Annotated in this window: 20 protein-coding genes; 11 read left to right on the top strand and 9 right to left on the bottom strand. The window is 64.6% G+C overall.

The window, feature by feature from the left end; translation table 11 throughout:
• Window positions 1-14 precede the first annotated feature (14 nt).
• Window positions 15-551 (top strand): flavin reductase family protein, encoded by a 537-nt coding sequence (locus ABG82_RS22595; RefSeq protein ID WP_043076982.1) that lies wholly within the window; start codon window positions 15-17, stop codon window positions 549-551.
• 106 nt (window positions 552-657) lie between these two features.
• On the opposite strand, the gene ABG82_RS22590 is transcribed toward ABG82_RS22595, so the two are convergent.
• From ABG82_RS22590 to ABG82_RS22575, 4 genes are all read right to left on the bottom strand, one after another.
• Window positions 658-1,176 carry a VOC family protein gene (locus tag ABG82_RS22590; RefSeq protein WP_043076983.1) on the bottom strand — a complete coding sequence of 173 codons (519 nt, stop codon included), beginning with the start codon at window positions 1,174-1,176 and terminating at the stop codon, window positions 658-660.
• 223 nt (window positions 1,177-1,399) lie between these two features.
• Window positions 1,400-1,693 carry a putative quinol monooxygenase gene (locus ABG82_RS22585; protein ID WP_054173179.1) on the bottom strand — a complete coding sequence of 98 codons (294 nt, stop codon included), beginning with the start codon at window positions 1,691-1,693 and terminating at the stop codon, window positions 1,400-1,402.
• Window positions 1,694-1,753: 60 nt separating this feature from the next.
• A complete protein-coding gene (locus tag ABG82_RS22580) occupies window positions 1,754-1,951 on the bottom strand; it encodes a hypothetical protein (protein ID WP_054416772.1) in 198 nt (65 codons plus the stop codon).
• Window positions 1,952-2,082: 131 nt separating this feature from the next.
• Window positions 2,083-3,075, bottom strand: coding sequence for an acrylyl-CoA reductase family protein (locus tag ABG82_RS22575; protein ID WP_043076985.1), 993 nt, complete (start codon window positions 3,073-3,075; stop codon window positions 2,083-2,085).
• Between the two features lie 248 nt (window positions 3,076-3,323).
• On the opposite strand from ABG82_RS22575, the gene ABG82_RS22570 reads away from it, so the two are divergent.
• The 3 genes from ABG82_RS22570 to ABG82_RS22560 all read left to right on the top strand — a co-directional run bounded on the left by ABG82_RS22570 (window position 3,324) and on the right by ABG82_RS22560 (window position 5,888).
• The gene (locus tag ABG82_RS22570) at window positions 3,324-4,079 is read left to right on the top strand and encodes an enoyl-CoA hydratase (protein WP_043077104.1); all 756 of its coding nucleotides are present in this window, start codon (window positions 3,324-3,326) and stop codon (window positions 4,077-4,079) included.
• 103 nt (window positions 4,080-4,182) lie between these two features.
• Window positions 4,183-4,938 carry a 3-hydroxyacyl-CoA dehydrogenase gene (locus ABG82_RS22565; RefSeq protein WP_043076986.1) on the top strand — a complete coding sequence of 252 codons (756 nt, stop codon included), beginning with the start codon at window positions 4,183-4,185 and terminating at the stop codon, window positions 4,936-4,938.
• A 20-nt stretch (window positions 4,939-4,958) separates the two neighbouring features.
• Window positions 4,959-5,888, top strand: coding sequence for an NAD(P)H-dependent flavin oxidoreductase (locus tag ABG82_RS22560; RefSeq protein WP_043076987.1), 930 nt, complete (start codon window positions 4,959-4,961; stop codon window positions 5,886-5,888).
• On the opposite strand, the gene ABG82_RS22555 is transcribed toward ABG82_RS22560, so the two are convergent.
• The 3 genes from ABG82_RS22555 to ABG82_RS22545 are packed head-to-tail and all read right to left on the bottom strand — an operon-like array spanning window position 5,885 to window position 7,951.
• A complete protein-coding gene (locus tag ABG82_RS22555) occupies window positions 5,885-6,166 on the bottom strand; it encodes a hypothetical protein (RefSeq protein ID WP_052510951.1) in 282 nt (93 codons plus the stop codon). The two genes, ABG82_RS22560 and ABG82_RS22555, sit on opposite strands and share 4 nt — an antisense overlap.
• Window positions 6,163-6,507: a heme-binding protein gene (locus tag ABG82_RS22550; RefSeq protein WP_043077105.1), complete on the bottom strand. Its 345-nt coding sequence runs from the start codon at window positions 6,505-6,507 to the stop codon at window positions 6,163-6,165. Before ABG82_RS22550 ends, ABG82_RS22555 begins: the two co-directional genes overlap by 4 nt.
• 10 nt (window positions 6,508-6,517) lie before the next feature.
• Complete coding sequence (locus ABG82_RS22545) at window positions 6,518-7,951, bottom strand: DUF1254 domain-containing protein (RefSeq protein WP_043076988.1); 1,434 nt, start codon at window positions 7,949-7,951, stop codon at window positions 6,518-6,520.
• Between the two features lie 108 nt (window positions 7,952-8,059).
• Here ABG82_RS22545 and ABG82_RS22540 point away from each other — a divergent pair, with 108 nt between their 5' ends.
• Entirely contained in the window at window positions 8,060-9,064 is a 1,005-nt protein-coding gene (locus tag ABG82_RS22540) for an AraC family transcriptional regulator (RefSeq protein WP_078343814.1), read from the top strand.
• On the opposite strand, the gene ABG82_RS22535 is transcribed toward ABG82_RS22540, so the two are convergent.
• Window positions 9,061-9,528, bottom strand: a complete 468-nt coding sequence (locus ABG82_RS22535; protein WP_043076990.1) for an FAS1-like dehydratase domain-containing protein — start codon at window positions 9,526-9,528, stop codon at window positions 9,061-9,063. The genes ABG82_RS22540 and ABG82_RS22535 overlap by 4 nt on opposite strands.
• Window positions 9,529-9,614: 86 nt before the next feature.
• Window positions 9,615-10,532: an HAD family hydrolase gene (locus ABG82_RS22530; protein WP_043076991.1), complete on the bottom strand. Its 918-nt coding sequence runs from the start codon at window positions 10,530-10,532 to the stop codon at window positions 9,615-9,617.
• Window positions 10,533-10,629: 97 nt separating this feature from the next.
• On the opposite strand from ABG82_RS22530, the gene ABG82_RS22525 reads away from it, so the two are divergent.
• The 6 genes from ABG82_RS22525 (at window position 10,630) to ABG82_RS22500 (ending at window position 16,623) form a co-directional block, all read left to right on the top strand.
• Window positions 10,630-10,884 carry a glutaredoxin family protein gene (locus tag ABG82_RS22525; protein ID WP_043076992.1) on the top strand — a complete coding sequence of 85 codons (255 nt, stop codon included), beginning with the start codon at window positions 10,630-10,632 and terminating at the stop codon, window positions 10,882-10,884.
• A gap of 144 nt (window positions 10,885-11,028) precedes the next feature.
• Window positions 11,029-12,360, top strand: coding sequence for a glutamyl-tRNA reductase (locus tag ABG82_RS22520; RefSeq protein ID WP_043076993.1), 1,332 nt, complete (start codon window positions 11,029-11,031; stop codon window positions 12,358-12,360).
• Between the two features lie 71 nt (window positions 12,361-12,431).
• The gene (gene hemC, locus ABG82_RS22515) at window positions 12,432-13,355 is read left to right on the top strand and encodes a hydroxymethylbilane synthase (protein ID WP_043076994.1); all 924 of its coding nucleotides are present in this window, start codon (window positions 12,432-12,434) and stop codon (window positions 13,353-13,355) included.
• Window positions 13,356-13,386: 31 nt separating this feature from the next.
• Window positions 13,387-15,036 (top strand): bifunctional uroporphyrinogen-III C-methyltransferase/uroporphyrinogen-III synthase, encoded by a 1,650-nt coding sequence (locus ABG82_RS22510; RefSeq protein ID WP_043076995.1) that lies wholly within the window; start codon window positions 13,387-13,389, stop codon window positions 15,034-15,036.
• 26 nt (window positions 15,037-15,062) lie between these two features.
• Window positions 15,063-16,046, top strand: a complete 984-nt coding sequence (hemB, locus tag ABG82_RS22505; protein ID WP_054416773.1) for a porphobilinogen synthase — start codon at window positions 15,063-15,065, stop codon at window positions 16,044-16,046.
• Between the two features lie 100 nt (window positions 16,047-16,146).
• On the top strand, window positions 16,147-16,623 hold the full coding sequence (locus tag ABG82_RS22500) for a hypothetical protein (RefSeq protein ID WP_043076996.1): 477 nt from the start codon (window positions 16,147-16,149) through the stop codon (window positions 16,621-16,623).
• Window positions 16,624-16,650 lie beyond the last annotated feature (27 nt).

The raw sequence follows: 16,650 nt of genomic DNA, 5'->3' as shown, positions 1-16,650 counted from the left end.
ACGACGGGAAGCCCATGATCACCATCGAATCGATCGACACCGATCCTGGTCTCTTGCGCCGCGCGTTCGGTTGCTTTCCATCGGGGGTGACCGCGGTATGCGCGAAGGTTGATGGCGAACCGATCGGCATGGCTGCCAGCTCGTTTACGTCTGTTTCCCTGGCGCCCCCGCTGGTATCGCTGTGCTTTCAGACATCTTCGGGTACTTGGCAAGCGCTGCGCGAACAACCCCGGATGGGGATCAGCATCCTTGCGCAGGGGCAAGATGGGATCTGCATGGATCTCGCCCGCAAGAAGGCGGGCCGATTCGCCGATATCGCCTGGGATCACTCGGCCGGGGACGCGGTGTTCGTTCGTGGTGCCACCGCGTGGCTGGAGTGTTCCCTGCATGCCGAGGTTCCGGCCGGTGATCATGTCATGGCGTTGCTTGAGATCCATGGCCTGCACGCCAATCCGGCAGCCCCGCCACTTGTTTTCCACGGCAGCCAGTTCCGCCGACTCATGGCGATCACCTTCGGAATCGATGTAGCCGACTTCGTCGGCGAAACATAGTGGGTGGCGGAGCGGCCATACGCGAATTGGCCCGGATCCGTCGGCTGCTTTCACGGGTAGGTGAGGCGCGCCGCATGTGGATCCGGGCCAATGGCATTGCGGAAGATCAGGATTGGGCGGCGGCTGCCTCGGCCATTTCCTGCTGAGCCTTGATCAGTGAGTCCATCAACGACGGCTGGTCGGTGGCAAAGGCCAGCTTTTCCATCCCGCCATACGGATTCTCAAAACTTGCGACCTCTTCCGGCGAGTTGTCCGCATAGACTTCGAGCTCGTTGCCGTCGGGGTCGTAGAAGTAGATGCTCTTGGTCACGCCATGGTTGACGGTGTAAGCGATTTGGACTTTCTCGTGTAGCAGAGTCTCGTAGGCCTCGATGAGGTCATCCTCGTTGCGGAGCTTGAATGCGAAGTGTTCCATGCCGATTTGGTAGAACTTTCCATTGGGTGCCTCGTCGCCGAGCTGAGCTATGCCGAGTTCGTGGTGATCGCGACCGGTCGACAGAAAGACGACTGCCGGGTCGATGGTGCCCATCACCTTCAGCCCAAGGATCCGGGTGTAGAAGTCAAGCGACTTCTCCAGGCTGCGGACCTTGATGACGACGTGCGCCACCCGCTCGATCTTGATCATTTGCCTAACCTTTCCAATTTTGGATTCCACATGATGCGGGGATGACCCGGAGCTCCGGCCAGCGCGGTCAGCTCTGGGGACGCTGCGCGCTATGTGCGCTACCTGGCTGCTGGGGCCGCGATATCACGGTACTAGATCAATCTATACAATGGCAAGGGGTGGCAAGGGTCGTACGGCGCCTTGGCGCACTTCTTTCGTGTCAGATGCGTTGCGGGGCGAGTGTCTACAGCCCTATCGGGTCGAAGAATTGCAGTTTCGGTTGATCTTCGATCATCTCCGCGATCTCGTTCATGAGGCCCGACTCCATTCGCCAGGAGAGGTACCTTTCGTAGTCCTGGCGGCCGTTCCACTTCTCCATGACGAGCAGATGTGCCGGATTATCCTGATTGCGAACGAGTTCGATACATACGCAGCCCTTGTAGGACCGGGAGTGCGGCAGGATCTTCACCATGAACTCCCGGAAGTCGGCGTGGCGGTTCTCCTTGACGGTCAGTTCCATGATCACTTGGACGGTCATTCGATTCCTTACGTCGGGCGTGGTAGGGCTGGGCGCACGAAATCCTGGGCGGCTGTCAGATTAATTGTGTTGTGGTCCAAGGGCTTGGCGAGCTTCGCGAACCGCCTCTTGGCCGTCCGCGGCCCATCCGGCGGTCGGAAATTCATAGTGTGGGTTGGGAACTACCGTGCCCATGGTCGCCTCGATATCCTGCGCGAGCTCACAGATTTCGTGTTCAGCGAGGATTGCTTCCATCTCTTCGATAGTAAGTTCGGCCATCTCGGTCGTTCCATTCTGGAAGGAGTCTTGCCGGCGGAATCCGTTTTATGCGGAAGCTGGGTAGTTGATGGGCCGCTGCGCCCACCGAGGTTTCGGGTCGCCGGTGGGCGCAGCAGCGGTCGGGGTCGGCTCTAGAGCCGCACGATGGTTCGGCCCTTGACGCCGCCGCCAAGGATGCTTGCGGTCACCGACGGAATTTCTTCCAGGCCGACCTCATGGGAAATGCTGTCCGCCAAGTTCTTTGGTTTGAGATCGGCGCCGAGGCGCTTCCAGACCACCGCGCGCACATCTTCGGGGCACTGCACGGAGTCGATGCCGAGCAGATTCACACCGCGCAAGATGAAGGGCAGCACGGTGGTATTCACCGCGAAACCGCCGGTGAGCCCGCAGGTCGCGACCGACCCGCCGTAGCGTGTGGTCCGCAACAGGTACGCAGTAGTGTCGGCGCCCACCGGATCCACGGCACCTGCCCAGAGCTCGCCCTCCAGTGGGCTGTCGCTGTGTGCGGAGACCTCTTCGCGGCTGAGGATCTTGGTGGCACCGAGCTCCTGGAGATACTCGTGCTCGGTGGACTTACCGGTGCTGGCGGCGACCTCGTGACCAAGGCCGGCGAGCATGTTGACGGCCGTGCTGCCGACGCCGCCAGTGGCGCCGGTGACCAGTACGGGGCCGTCGCCCGGCCGTAGACCGTTCTCCTCGAGCCGCTGGATCGCGAGTGCCGCCGTGAACCCCGCGGTGCCAAGGGCCATCGCTTCTTTCAGCGTGAGGCCGGGGGGCAGGGGTTCCAGCCAATCGCTGGACAGGCGAGCGTATTCGGCATAGCCGCCGAACTGTGCGGTGCCCAGTGCGCGGCCGATAGCAAGCACCTCGTCGCCGGCTGTGAAGCGGGGGTCGCTCGATTCGACGACGGTGCCTGCGAGATCGATGCCTGGGACCATCGGGTACGAGGTGACCACGGGGCTTTCGGGAAGGCAGGCGAGGCCGTCCTTGTAGTTGACACTCGAATACTGGACTCGCACGGTGACGTCACCCGCGGGCAGGTCCTCAAGTGTGAGTTGTTGTACGCCAGCACTGAATCCGCTGTCGTTCTTGTTCACCACGAATGCGTTAAAAGAATCGGACATGACACCTTCCTTGTAGGACGTCCCGCGGTTAAGCTGCGGCCACCGAACTGTGACGAGATGCGTTCGTGGGCAACCTGTCCCGACTGATTCCAGCATCTGGGTCGGCGACGGGTCGGGAAACCCTAGCGGTAGATAGATTGATCTAGCAGTGCTAGCGTAGGTGCGTGATACCGCCTCGTCAACAGTCGGAGGGCAGCTATGCGACAGCCGGAGTGCACGACGGCACCAGGCCGGCCGCTGTGACCGATATGGGTGCGCCTGTTCTGCTCGTCGAGACCGTCGACCGTATGCGCACCCTGACGTTGAATCGACCGCAGGCCCGCAATGCGTTGTCGGCCGAGCTGCGCGGCCTCTTCTTCGCGGCACTACGGGCCGCCGAAGCCGACGACGGCGTCGATGTGGTGATCGTGACGGGCGCCGATCCGGTGTTCTGCGCCGGACTGGATCTCAAGGAGTTCGGCCGCAACACCGATCTGCCGGATATCTCTCCGCAGTGGCCGGATATGCGAAAACCTGTGATCGGAGCCATCAACGGACCCGCTGTCACCGGTGGCCTGGAGATCGCGCTCTACTGCGATGTGCTGATCGCCTCCGAGCACGCGCGATTCGCCGACACCCATGCCCGGGTGGGCCTACTGCCTTCTTGGGGTCTGAGTGTGCGGCTGCCCCAGAAGGTAGGTGTGGGCGTGGCCCGCCGTATGAGTTTGACCGGCGACTACCTCTCAGCCGAGGACGCGCGGCTTGCCGGTCTGATCACCGAGGTGGTTCCGCACGGTGAGCTGATGTCGACCGCACACCGGATAGCTTCGTCGATAGTCGGTAACAACCAGAACGCCGTCCGCGCGTTGCTGGATTCGTACCACCGCATCGACCTGAGTCAGACCCAGACGGGATTGTGGATCGAAGCCGAGTCCGCCCGCGCCTGGATGGCTGCGACCAGCGGCGACGATATCGCCGCCAGACGGACGGCGGTACTTGCACGGGGACGTGCACAGGTGCATTAGCGGACGGCTCAGATTCCCAGGGCGTCAATCACATTCATTCGACTACGGGTTCGTCGGAAACCGGGTTGTGTGCGGAGAACCGCACTGAAGGGAGTTATCGCACGTGGAGATCAAGGACGCGGTGGCGGTCGTTACCGGCGGGGCGTCAGGCCTGGGTCTGGCGACCACCAAACGGCTGCTGGACGCCGGGGCCTCGGTGGTCGTCATCGACCTCAAGGGGGAGGAAGTGGTGGCCGCGCTGGGCGACCGTGCCAGATTCGTCGCCACGGATGTCGTCGACGAGGAGGGTGTCGACAAGGCGCTCGATGTGGCCGAGTCGATGGGGCCGCTGCGTATCAACATCAATTGCGCGGGCATCGGCAACGCGATCAAGACCCTCGGCAAGGAGGGGCCGTTCCCGCTCGCGGACTTCCGGAAGGTGGTCGAGGTCAACCTGATCGGTACCTTCAACGTGTTGCGGTTGGCCGCCCAGCGCATCGCCGCGACCGAACCGCTCAAGGGCGAGGAGCGCGGCGTCATCATCAATACGGCGTCGGTCGCCGCGTTCGAGGGTCAGGTCGGTCAGGCCGCCTACACCGCGTCCAAGTCGGGCGTGGCCGGGATGACCATACCGGTGGCACGCGACCTGGCGCGCAGTCTGATTCGGGTCTGCACGATAGCACCGGGGCTCTTCAAGACGCCGCTACTCGCCTCGTTGCCGGAGCCGGCTCAGCAGTCCCTCGGACAACAGGTACCGCATCCCGCGCGGCTGGGTGATCCTGACGAGTACGGCGCGCTGGCCGTGCACATCGTGGAGAACCCCATGCTCAACGGTGAAGTCATCCGGCTCGATGGCGCCATCCGGATGGCGCCCCGGTGACGGCGGCGTAGGTTCGACACGTGATTACGAATCGGGTAACCGAGCTGCTGGGTATCGAGCGTCCCATCGTGCAGGCTCCCATGGGCTGGATTGCGCGCGCGCAGCTGGCGAGCGCCGTATGCGACGCCGGCGGGTTGGGCATTATCGAGACCAGTTCTGGCGAGCTCGACATCATCAAGGGTGAGATTCGGGCCATGCGTGAGCTCACCGATAAGCCCTTCGGTGTCAACATCGCGCAGGCCTTCGTGCGCGACCCGTCCACCGCGCAGTTCGTCGTCGATCAGGGCGTGAAGTTCGTGACGACCAGTGCCGGCGACCCCAACAAATACACGCGCTTCCTGAAAGACCATGGGCTCACCGTTTTTCACGTGGTTCCGACGCTGGCTGCGGCACTCAAGGCGGTGGCGGCGGGAGTCGACGGGCTGGTAGTGGAAGGCGTCGAGGGTGGTGGTTTCAAGGATCCGAAGGGTGCGTCCACCATGGTGCTGCTGCCGTTGGTGCGTTCACAGGTCGACGTCCCGATCATCGCCGCGGGCGGGATCTGCGATGGTGCGTCGATGGCTGCCGCATTTGCGCTGGGCGCCGAGGGAGTGCAGATGGGTACGCGGATGATGTCTGCCGCCGAATCTCCGATCCACGGCAACTGGAAGGCCGCGGTGGTCGCCGCTCGCGAGACCGACACCGTGCTGCTCAACCGGTTGACCAAGCCTGGGCTTCGTGCGCTACGGAGCGAGCGTACCGAGGAGATGGAACGCAGGGATGTCGTGACGCTTCCGGAGACCGGGAATCCGTTGGACCTCTATTTCGGGGGCGACATGAACACCTTCATACCGATGACCGGTCAAGTCGCCGGGCGCATCGGTGGCGTCGAGTCGGTCAAGGACATTCTCGACGCCACCATGGGCGAGTTCGCCGCGGTGATCGGTAGGCTCGCCGCCCAATACGGTTAGGGATTACAACCGCTCGCGCTGACCCACCGGCCGTTGTACCCCACGCACGCATGAACATTCGGTGCGGGTGGGGGAGGCGGAGGGTCGTCCGGCAGGGGTGCGTAGTCCTCGGGCGGGGGCGCGTAACGCTGCACCGTATCGGCGATGTTGGCGCAGCCACTCACCGAAATCCGTCGGCCGCCACCGACGCAGACGTCGGCATTGGCTGTCGGTTGCATAACTGGCAGCAGGCCGGCGAAGGCCACGGCGACGGTTAGCGCTGCCGTCACCCGCCTCACGGCTGGCGCTCCTGCGGCAGCTGGCACCGCTCACGGAAGTCGACGACGGGCTGACGGATGGCGCGTAGATCGTTCTCGGCATCCGGATTGGTGCTGAAGTAGGCCCGTACCGCGCTCTGTACCTCACTATGCGGCTTGCCCGCCTGGCTTGTGAAGAAGTCGTTCACGTCCGGATGGGTGAACAGATAGCTCGACGTGGAGGCGGCCACACCTGCCGAGACCCCGGCCAAATCGGCCGCCGTGCAGTTGGGTGGCCGCTCCGGATCAGCGTTGGCGGCTGCCGCGGTGACGAGCGCCGCAGCACCCAGGGCCGTAAATAGGCCTGTGGCAATCAGTTTCATGAACGGCTCCTTACGGGATTCGTTGGACAGCGGGCGGTTTCCAGGTGCCATCGATGATCGACGGCGGGGTCTCCTTAGGCCAGTAGAGGCGAAGCATGAGATTGAACTTCCCGGTGGGTGCCGGGAGCCAGTTTGCTTCCTTGCCGGGGCCCGGATTCTCGTGTTGCAGATACAGATCGACCGAACCGTCGGGGTTGGCGGTAAAGGTATTGCGCTGGCTCAGGGTGTAGCGGCCCAGCGGATTATCGACGAAGAACATTCCGGCGTCGTACATGGTCAATGACCAGAAACCCTCGGCTGGCGGGAACTGTCCTTTGCCGAAATGCAGGACGTACTTGTTGGCTCCGTCGTACGGCTTGCCGGTGCTGTCGACCTCGGAGGTGGGATAGACGGCATCTTGGGGTCGGTTGGCCCCCAAGCCGATAGCTGTGATCATCGCTCGCTGTAGATAGTCCGTGCCGTACAAACCGGTCTTCGTGGTGAACACCCATCCGTTGATGTTCTCGCCGGCATCCTTGAAGTGCGCCATGATCTTGTCGAATGCTTCCTTGGGCACCGACTGCAGGGCACTGACGGTATCGGCGCCGAGTTTGTCTATTTCGAAGGGCTTTCCGGCCTCGATGCCGATCGTGGCCATCTTCTCCAGCATCGGCTTGTCGGCCTCGGTGGGCGGATTGTCCTTCAATAGGGTGGCCAGCAGGTTGAAGTAATCCTTGACGCTCAGGTTGTTAACCTGTTCGCGGACAGGTGTTTTCATATTGACAGTGGGATCGACCGTCCCGGCCGGTGGGCTGTAGGGCTTGCCGTACGAGCTCAGCGGCACCAAGGAAATAGCATCCTGCAGCTTGTGCACGGCGGCGTAATCCTCCGGGGTGCCGGTGCAGTAGATGCGACCCAGTAGCCATACCAGTGCCGTTGGCGACTTGTACTCGGTGACACCTTGGGGCAGTGTTCCTTTCCAGCCAGGGCCGGTGATGGCGTAGGTCTGTGGGCCGGTGCCGGTGGTGCGTTTTCCGGGAACCTCGAAGACATTGGTGAACCCGTCCAGCATGGGAAAGAGGTAATACCGGCCATCCGCCTCCGGCAGACTGAGAATCCACGGTTCCTTGCCGACATCGACGAACCCGTTGGTGTACAGGGTGTCTGCGTTAGGGGCGGTGACGTCACGGAAAGCGGCGTTGGGGTACTCCCGCATGCGCATCAGCTGCCCCATGGGGGCCCGCGGGGCCTCGGGCTTCTCCACGTTGGTCATCACGCGGCGAGTCATTTCCATGGTAATGAGGGCGTAGCCGTAGACGTAGGCATCCATCGCGATGGACTTCGCTTCATCGGTGGAAAGCTTCTGTGAGTCAGAATCTTTCGAGCAGCCGGTAAGTCCGGTTGCCAGCGCGACGGTGCTCATCACGACCAATAATTTGGTCCACTGTGTACGCCGAATTCCCACGGCTCGCCCTCTCCTGTTATGGCGATCTTGGTCGCCGAACGTTGATCGTGCAGCACGTTCGACCTACTTGTCTTGACAATGGAAGACAAATATTTGACAGTTCGGGACATGGCCGTCATCCGGGGCTCGGCGCTCACCAACTACCACCAGTTGGTGGCCGAGCTCGGAGGCGACGGCAGCAGACTGCTTGCTGGGGCCAGGATTTCGCCCGCCGACGCGGGCGCGTACGAGAGGTTTATCTCGCTACCCAACGGGGCCCGCGCCTTGGAGGACACCGCGACCGCGCTCAACGCGCCGGACTTCGGTCGCCAGCTGGCCCGGCGGCAGGGCATCGAGATCCTAGGCCCGGTCGGTTTGGCGGCGCGTACGGCCGCCACGGTCGCCGACGCTTTCGCCATTCTCGAAAAATTCATGGGCGCCTACTGTCCGGTCATCAGCGCCCGCATGACGGAGCATCCCAATCCCGAGCTGTGCCGGTTCGAATTCGAATACCTGCTGAATCCTGCTCCTCCCCAGGCGCAGGCCGTCGAGCTATCCCTTGGCGTCACGCTGCGGGTATTGCACCACTTCCTGGGCGCCGGGTACCGGCCGGTGTCGGTACATCTGCCGCATCAGGCGCTCACCGCCACCTCGGGGTATCAGCGCTATTTCGGGTGTCCACCGTTCTTCTGCGAACCCGTCGGCGGATTCACGTTGCGTGTCACCGACATGCAGAAGTCGCTGCCCAAGGACCATCTCGCTCATCAGACCGCCGTCGACTACCTGACGGGTACTCACGCGAACCGCACACCCGACTCCAGTCAGTTAGCCCGGATGCTCATCCGGCAGCTGCTGCCGACGGGGGCGATCGGGTTGGGAGACATCGCGTTACATCTCGGAGTCCATCCCAAGACATTGCAGCGACGACTCGGAGTCGAGGGCACGACCTTCGCCGAACTCGTCGACCAGACGCGCCGGGAAGCGGCAGAGAGGCTGTTGTCGGACACCGATCTGAGCTTGGATCATCTGAGCAGGCAACTCGGCTATGCCGAGCAGAGCGTGTTCACCCGGAGTTGTCGACGCTGGTTCGGCACCACCCCGAGTGCATACCGGCTGAGCCGCAGGCGCGTCTAGTTCTTGCGATGTGAGGCGATGTTCGCGGCCATGGCAGCCGCGTCGGTCTCGTGCCCCTCGGCCTCGCCGATCATCGTCACAATGCTGGTGGCGACGGGCTCACCGTTCTCGTCGGTGACCTCGGCACGCACTTCGGCGGTCACCATGCCGTGGGACTCCAGCACGCTGTCCAGGTAGCTGTCGAAGTACAACCGGTCGCCGACCCTGATCGGCCGGTGGAACTTGAGCTTCTGGTCGCGGTGCAGCACCCGCGCCACATTGATGGGCAGGTCCATCTCGGTGAAGATCTTGTGCTGCACACGCCGCCCCGCGACGGCCAGGAAGGTGATGGGTGCGACGACGCCGGAGTTGACCTCGCACTCGTCTTTGATGGCCGCCGCGAATTCACGCATCTTCTCGCGACCCACCTCGAAGTAATCGGGGTAGCGGTAGTGCGTTCCGACGATGTCTTGGCGGATGGCCATGCATTAACCCATTTCGCTGCAGGTCAGTGACGAATCTTGGACAGTTCGAGCGGCGCTGAGCCTATCAGCAGCGGTAATGCTGAAGGTCACTTCTCTCGGCGGGCCAATGCGGCCGCCAACGCGCCGCCCGCGGCGCCCAGCAGCACCGCCGACGGCACACCGATGCGGGCGGCCTTGCGGGCGGTACGGAAGTCGCGTACCTCCCAGCCTCTGCGCCGTGCGACATCGCGTAGCTCGGCGTCCGGATTGATGGCCACCGCGGTACCCACCAGGGACAACATCGGCACATCGTTGACGCTGTCGCTGTAAGCGGTGCAACGCTTGAGGTTCAGCCCATTACGGATGGCCAGGTTGCGGACGGCGCGTGCCTTGCCCGGACCGTGCAGGATGTCGCCGACCAGACGCCCGGTGAAGACGCCGTCCACCGATTCGGCGACGGTGCCCAGCGCTCCGGTGAGGCCCAGCCGGCGAGCGATGGTCTCGGCCAGCTCCTTGGGTGTGGCCGTGACGAGCCATACCTGTTGGCCGGCATCGAGGTGCATCTGTGTCAGCGCCCGGGTGCCGGGCCAGATCTTGTCGGCGATGGTCTCGTCGTAGATCTCCTCGCTGAGCGCGACGAGCTCGTCGACGCTGCGCCCTTCGATGAACGAGAGCGCCTTCTGCCGGCCCGCCGCGACATCATCGGAGTTCTCGCGGCCGGTCAGCCGGAACTTCGCCTGTGCCCAGACGAACTGCAGCATGTCCGAGTACTGGAAGTAATCGCGCTGCGCCAGGCCGCGACCGAAATGGACCAGCGAGGAACCATGCACCAGCGTGTTGTCGACATCGAAAAACGCGGCCGCGGTCAGATCTGCGGGAGGAGGTCCCGGCGGCGGTTCGTCGGCCGCGTCGGCGTCGGCGAAGGAGGCGGCACGCGCGACGTCTTCGGCGAACGCCTCGGCAAGCAGCTGCTCCTCGCGTGAGTCCTCGGCAGGGGGTTCACCGTTGATCTGGGGGCTGGTCATGACTGGTTACCCGCCCTTCCTGTGCGCCGCGTGCGAATGCCGTTCAACCCTACTGAGGGTGGCGAGTACTCGGGGGACCCGGTGGCAGAATTGGCATATGACATCGCTAACGCTGCTCACGCGGGCGGGATGCTCTGCCTGTGAACGTGCTCAGGGCGAATTGGCGGCCCTGGCCGACGAGTTCGGGGTCACACTCACCGTCACCGATGTTGATGAGGCCGCCGTCACAGATTCCACGCTGCGTGCCGAGTTCGGCGACCGGCTTCCCGTGGTTCTGCTCGACGGTCAGGAGCACAGCTACTGGGAAGTGGACGAGCCCCGGCTCCGGGCGGACCTGAAACGTGACCGATAACAGGCTGTTTGGATTTTGCCCAGTGGCCATGTTCGGGCTACCGTGCATGGAGTTCGAGCCTCACCAAAAGCAAGGGAGCTGGACAGTGATGAGCCGCTTGCGCGAAGAGCGTCAGGCCCTGACATGTCAGGACAGTGACCTGCGGTGAGCGTCTTGCTGTTCGGAGCCTCGCACCGTAGCGCGCCTGTGCCGGTGCTGGAGAAGCTGGCGATTGGCGAGGCCGATCAGCCCAAGATCATCGAACATATTCTGCAATCACCCCTGGTCACCGAGGTAATGGTGCTCTCGACCTGCAATCGGGTCGAGGTCTATGCGGTGGTCGAAGCCTTCCACGGCGGTCTGACCATCATCGGCGAGGCCATTGCCCGGCATGCCGGCATGGGCATGAACGAACTCACCAAATACGCCTACGTCCGCTACAGCGAGGCGGCCGTCGAGCATCTGTTCGCGGTGGCCAGTGGCCTGGATTCCATGGTGATCGGCGAGCAGCAGGTGCTGGGTCAGGTGCGCAACGCCTACGCCACCGCCGAATCGCATCAAGCCGTGGGCCGGGTGCTGCACGAGCTGTCGCAGAGCGCGCTGCGGGTGGGCAAGCGGGTGCATTCGGAGACCGGAATCGACGCGGCGGGCGCCTCCGTGGTGTCGGTGGCGCTGGACCTGGCCGACAAGAAGCTCGATGGTCTGCCGGGGCGTACCGCGGCCGTTGTGGGTGCCGGGTCGATGGGCTCGCTGGCCACCGCGCAGCTGATCCGGGCGGGTATCGACAACCTCTGGGTGGTGAACCGCAGCGCCGAACGCGCGCGGCGCCTCGCCGCGACGGCCCGCGAGGCCGGCGTGAATGCTCAGGCGATCACCCTGGACAACCTGGATCAGGCGCTGGCCCAGGCCGATGTCGTGGTGTCCTGCACCGGGGCCGTCCGTCCGGTGATCTCGCTGGCCGATGTACACCATGCGCTGGAGGGCGGCCGTCAACTGGTCTTCTGCGACCTGGGTATGCCCCGCGATGTCGATCCGACCGTGGCCGGCTTGCCCGGCGTGGTCGTGGTGGACATGGAACGCATCCAGCGCGAACCCACCGCGCGGGCCGCGGCCAACGATGCGGGCGCGGCCCGGCAGATCGTCAACGACGAGGTCGCCCGATACCTGACCGGCGAGCGGATGGCGGAGGTGACCCCGACGGTCACCGCGTTGCGCCAGCGCGCCGCCGAGGTCGTGGAGGCTGAACTACTGCGCCTGGATGGCCGCCTGCCGGGTCTGGCCGGGGCCGAACGGGACGAGGTTGCCAAGACCGTGCGCCGGGTCGTCGACAAGCTGCTGCACGCCCCTACCGTGCGGGTGAAGCAGCTGGCATCGGCTCCCGGCGGCGACAGCTATGCCGAGGCGTTGCGCGAGCTGTTCGAACTCGATCCGCACACCGTTGAGGCGGTCGCGACGGCCGGTGAACTACCGCTGGCAGCAAAGGAATTGCACGAATAGCGCGTCGTGGTTGATGTTCCACGCCGAGAGGCTCGCCCAACCGTGACCGTCATCGCCCGAGAGGCTCATCCATGATCCGAATTGGTACCCGCGGCAGCCTGTTGGCGACGACTCAAGCCGGGGTCATTCGGGACGCGCTGCGCGCCAAGGGGCACGAGGCCGAGCTGGTAATCGTGACCACCGCCGGAGACCAGTCGGCCGCGCCCGTGGAGCAAATCGGTGTGGGGGTTTTCACGGCCGCTCTGCGCGAGGCCATGGCCGGCGATGTGGTCGATGTTGCCGTGCACTCCTACAAAGATTTGCCGACGGCTGCCGATCCGCGCTTCGTGATACCCGCGATTCCGCCGCGTGAGGACTATCGCGATGCCTTGGTGGCGCGGGACGGATTGGTGCTGGGGGAGTTGCCCGCTGGATCTGTCATCGGTACCTCGTCTCCGCGGCGGGCCGCGCAGCTTAGAGCACTGGGTCTCGGTTTGGAAATTCGCCCCCTAAGAGGCAACCTGGATACCAGGTTGAGCAGGGTCTCCAATGGTGATCTTGATGGTGTGGTAGTCGCCCGGGCGGGTTTGGCCCGAATCGGACGTCTGGACCACATCACCGAGACACTGGAACCGGTGCAGGTGTTGCCCGCGCCGGCTCAAGGAGCGCTGGCGGTGGAGTGCCGCAGTGAGGCCACCGATCTGGTGGCTGTGCTGGCGGAACTCGATCACGCCGACACGCGCGCCGCGGTGACCGCTGAAAGGGCTCTGCTTGCCGAGCTGGAGGCGGGCTGTACCGCACCAGTCGGCGCGATCGCCGAGGTGGTCGAGTCGATTGATGAGGAAGGCCGCGTCTTCGACGAACTGTCGTTGCGCGGATGTGCGGCGGCGCTGGACGGATCTGACGTGATTCGGGCCTCCGGGATTGGTACCCCCGATCGGGCCGCCGAGCTTGGGCTCGCGGTCGCGAGGGAACTGCTCGATCTCGGTGCGCGAGCACTGATGACAGCTGAATAGGCGGCGCAAACCGCCGATATGGGAGGCAGTAGTGACCCGAGGGCGTAAGAAGCCAGGGCGCATTCTGTTCGTTGGTTCCGGACCTGGAGACCCCGGTCTGTTGACCGTCCGGGCGCGCGCGGTGCTTACAGGCGCCACGGTCGCGTTCACCGATCCCGACGTACCGCAGGCGGTACTCGATCTCGTCGGGTCGGCGGTCGAACTTCCTGAACCCGCGCCCGTCAAACCCGCGACGGCCGGAGACGAGGCGCCCGCCGCGGCCGACAACGAGGCCGCCGCCGAGCCCCCGCTCACCATCGACATTCGCCCTGCCCTGGGTGATCCCGCCGATGTCGCCAAGACGCTCGTCGCCGAGGCCAAGAACGGGATGGACGTGGTGCGGCTGGTCGCCGGCGACCCACTCTCCATCGATTCGGTGCTCGCCGAGGTGCACGCGGTCACGCGGACCCAGGTGGCATTCGAAATCCTGCCCGGCCTGTCGTCGAGCACCGCGGTCCCCGCCTACGCGGGTCTGCCCCCGGGTTCGGCCCACACCGTCGCCGACGTGCGCGGCGATGTGGATTGGGCGGCGCTGGCCGCTGCCCCCGGCCCGCTGATTCTGCACGCCACCCCGACGCATGTACCCGATGCCGCCAAGTCGCTCATCGAGCACGGACTGGCCGACCAGACTCTGGTCGCCGTCACCGCGCAGGGCACCACCTGCGCGCAGCGCACCGTGGAGACCACGCTGGGCTCGCTGATCGACGGAGTCCCGGTGGACGCCAATGACCCGCACGGACCGATGACAGGCGCCCTGGTGCTGACAATCGGCCGCGTGGTCGGCGGACGCTCCAAGCTCAATTGGTGGGAGAGTCGTGCCCTGTACGGCTGGACCGTGCTGGTGCCGCGCACCAAGGATCAGGCCGGCGAGATGAGCGAGAAGCTGGTCGGTTACGGCGCGCTGCCCGTCGAGGTACCCACCATCGCTGTCGAGCCGCCGCGCAGCCCCGCGCAAATGGAAAGGGCCGTCAAGGGCTTGGTCGATGGCCGATACCAGTGGGTGGTGTTCACCTCCACCAACGCGGTGCGTGCCGTGTGGGAGAAGTTCGCGGAGTTCGGTCTGGACGCGCGCGCGTTCTCCGGCGTGAAGATCGCATGTGTGGGCCAGGCCACCGCCGAGAAGGTGCGCGCCTTCGGGATCAACCCCGAGTTGGTGCCCGCCGGTGAGCAGTCCTCGCTGGGCCTGCTCGACGAATTCCCGCCCTACGACGACGTTTTCGACCCGGTGAACCGGGTGCTGTTGCCGCGCGCCGACATTGCCACCGAGACCCTCGCCGAAGGTCTGCGGGAGCGCGGCTGGGAGATCGATGACGTGACCGCCTACCGCACCGTGCGTGCGGCACCGCCCGCGGCGCAAACCCGCGAGATGATCAAGACCGGTGGATTCGACGCCGTCTGCTTCACCTCGAGCTCTACGGTGCGCAACCTGGTGGGCATCGCCGGCAAGCCGCATGCTCGCACCATCGTGGCGTGCATCGGGCCCAAGACGGCCGAGACCGCCATCGAATTCGGGCTGCGGGTGGACGTGCAGCCGGAGACCGCGGCCGTTGGTCCGCTGGTCGAGGCTCTTGCCGAGCACGCCGCCCGGCTGCGTACCGAGGGTGCGTTGCCGCCGCCGCGTAAGAAGAGCCGGCGGAGATAAGCGGAAAGCTAGCGGAGGCCGTTACCTTGCCCTTTCCCTACCAGCGGCCTCGCCGCCTGCGGGCCACCCCGGCCATCCGCCGGTTGGTGGCCGAGACCACGCTGGCGCCACGGCAATTGGTGCTGCCGATGTTCGTGGCCGACGGACTCTCCGAGCCCAAGGCGATCTCGTCGCTGCCGGGTGTGGTGCAGCACAGCACCGAATCGCTGCGCCGGGCCGCCGAAGATGCCGTCAAGGCCGGTGTCGGCGGGCTGATGCTGTTCGGGGTGCCGCAAGAGAAGGACAAAGATGCCACCGGCAGCGCCGGTTTGGCCGCCGACGGCATCCTGAACCGGGCGTTGTCGGTGTTGTCGGCGGACCTGGGTGATTCCACCGTCTTGATGGCCGATACCTGTCTCGATGAGTTCACCGATCACGGACACTGCGGGGTGCTGGATGCCTCCGGCCTGGTGGATAACGACGCGACGCTCGCGCAATACGTGGACATGGCTGTGGCGCAAGCAAATTCGGGTGCACGCGTGGTGGGTCCCAGCGGCATGATGGACGGCCAGGTGGCCGCCATTCGTGAAGGTCTGGATGCCGCCGGACACACCAGCGTGATCATCATGGCCTACACCGCCAAATACGCGTCAGCATTCTTCGGTCCGTTCCGGGAGGCCGTGGGCTCGTCGCTGCGCGGAGATCGGCGCAGCTATCAGCAGGACGTGGCCAACGGCCGTGAAGCCCTGCGCGAGCTCGAACTCGATGTCCAGGAGGGCGCCGACATCGTCATGGTGAAACCGGCGATGTCCTATCTCGATGTGCTGCGCCAGGTGGCCGATGCCTCACCCGTGCCGGTGGCCGCGTATCAGGTATCGGGCGAGTACGCGATGATCTGTGCTGCCGCGCAAAACAATTGGATCGACCTGCAGGCCATGGCGCTGGAGACACTGACCTCCATCCGGCGCGCGGGAGCCGATATTGTGCTGACCTATTGGGCGGCAGATGTCGCCGGATGGCTTTCCGGCTAGCGCCGCCACGGCTCCTTCCTGCGATGTTCACCACTAGATCCCTCGCCGATCAGTTTGCCAAGGGCGGTGCCCCTGGCCTCTCCATTACCGTGGGTGGGTGATGTATCCCGATCCGCACCATCGGAGCGGATTGGCCGGGCAACCCTCAACAGGTCCGGCCAAGCCGCGACCTGACGATATCGATACCGGCTGTTGGCTCTGGCTGGCCGCGCTCCCGCTGATGATCGTGAGTTACTTCGCCGCGAACGTCGGGCAATGGGAGCAGGACCCTGAGGTGCACAAGGTGGCCCCGCTGTGGACGGTCTATGCCTTCAACGGCTTCATCGTGGTCGTGGTGGGTGCCCTGGTCGTCACGGGCGTCTTCCTGATGCGCGCGGGTTACCGGCTGGCCCGCACCTTCCTGACCGGCGGCGCCGTCGGCTCGGTGGTATTCACCGCGACGCGTCTGATCGATCTGCAGGGTGTGCCGGCGATTGTGCAGGCGCTTACCGGCATCACCGCATCCGTCCTGATCTGCGGCGGACTGTTCCTGCTGCATCGGGAGGACTCCACCGCGTACCTGACGAGGCAGCGCTAGCACCCCGATACGCTGCCCGAATGACAA

Source organism: Mycobacteroides immunogenum (assembly GCF_001605725.1).
GTDB lineage: Bacteria > Actinomycetota > Actinomycetes > Mycobacteriales > Mycobacteriaceae > Mycobacterium > Mycobacterium immunogenum.
Note: the sequence above shows the minus strand (reverse complement) of the source record. Positions and strands in the feature narration are given on the sequence as shown.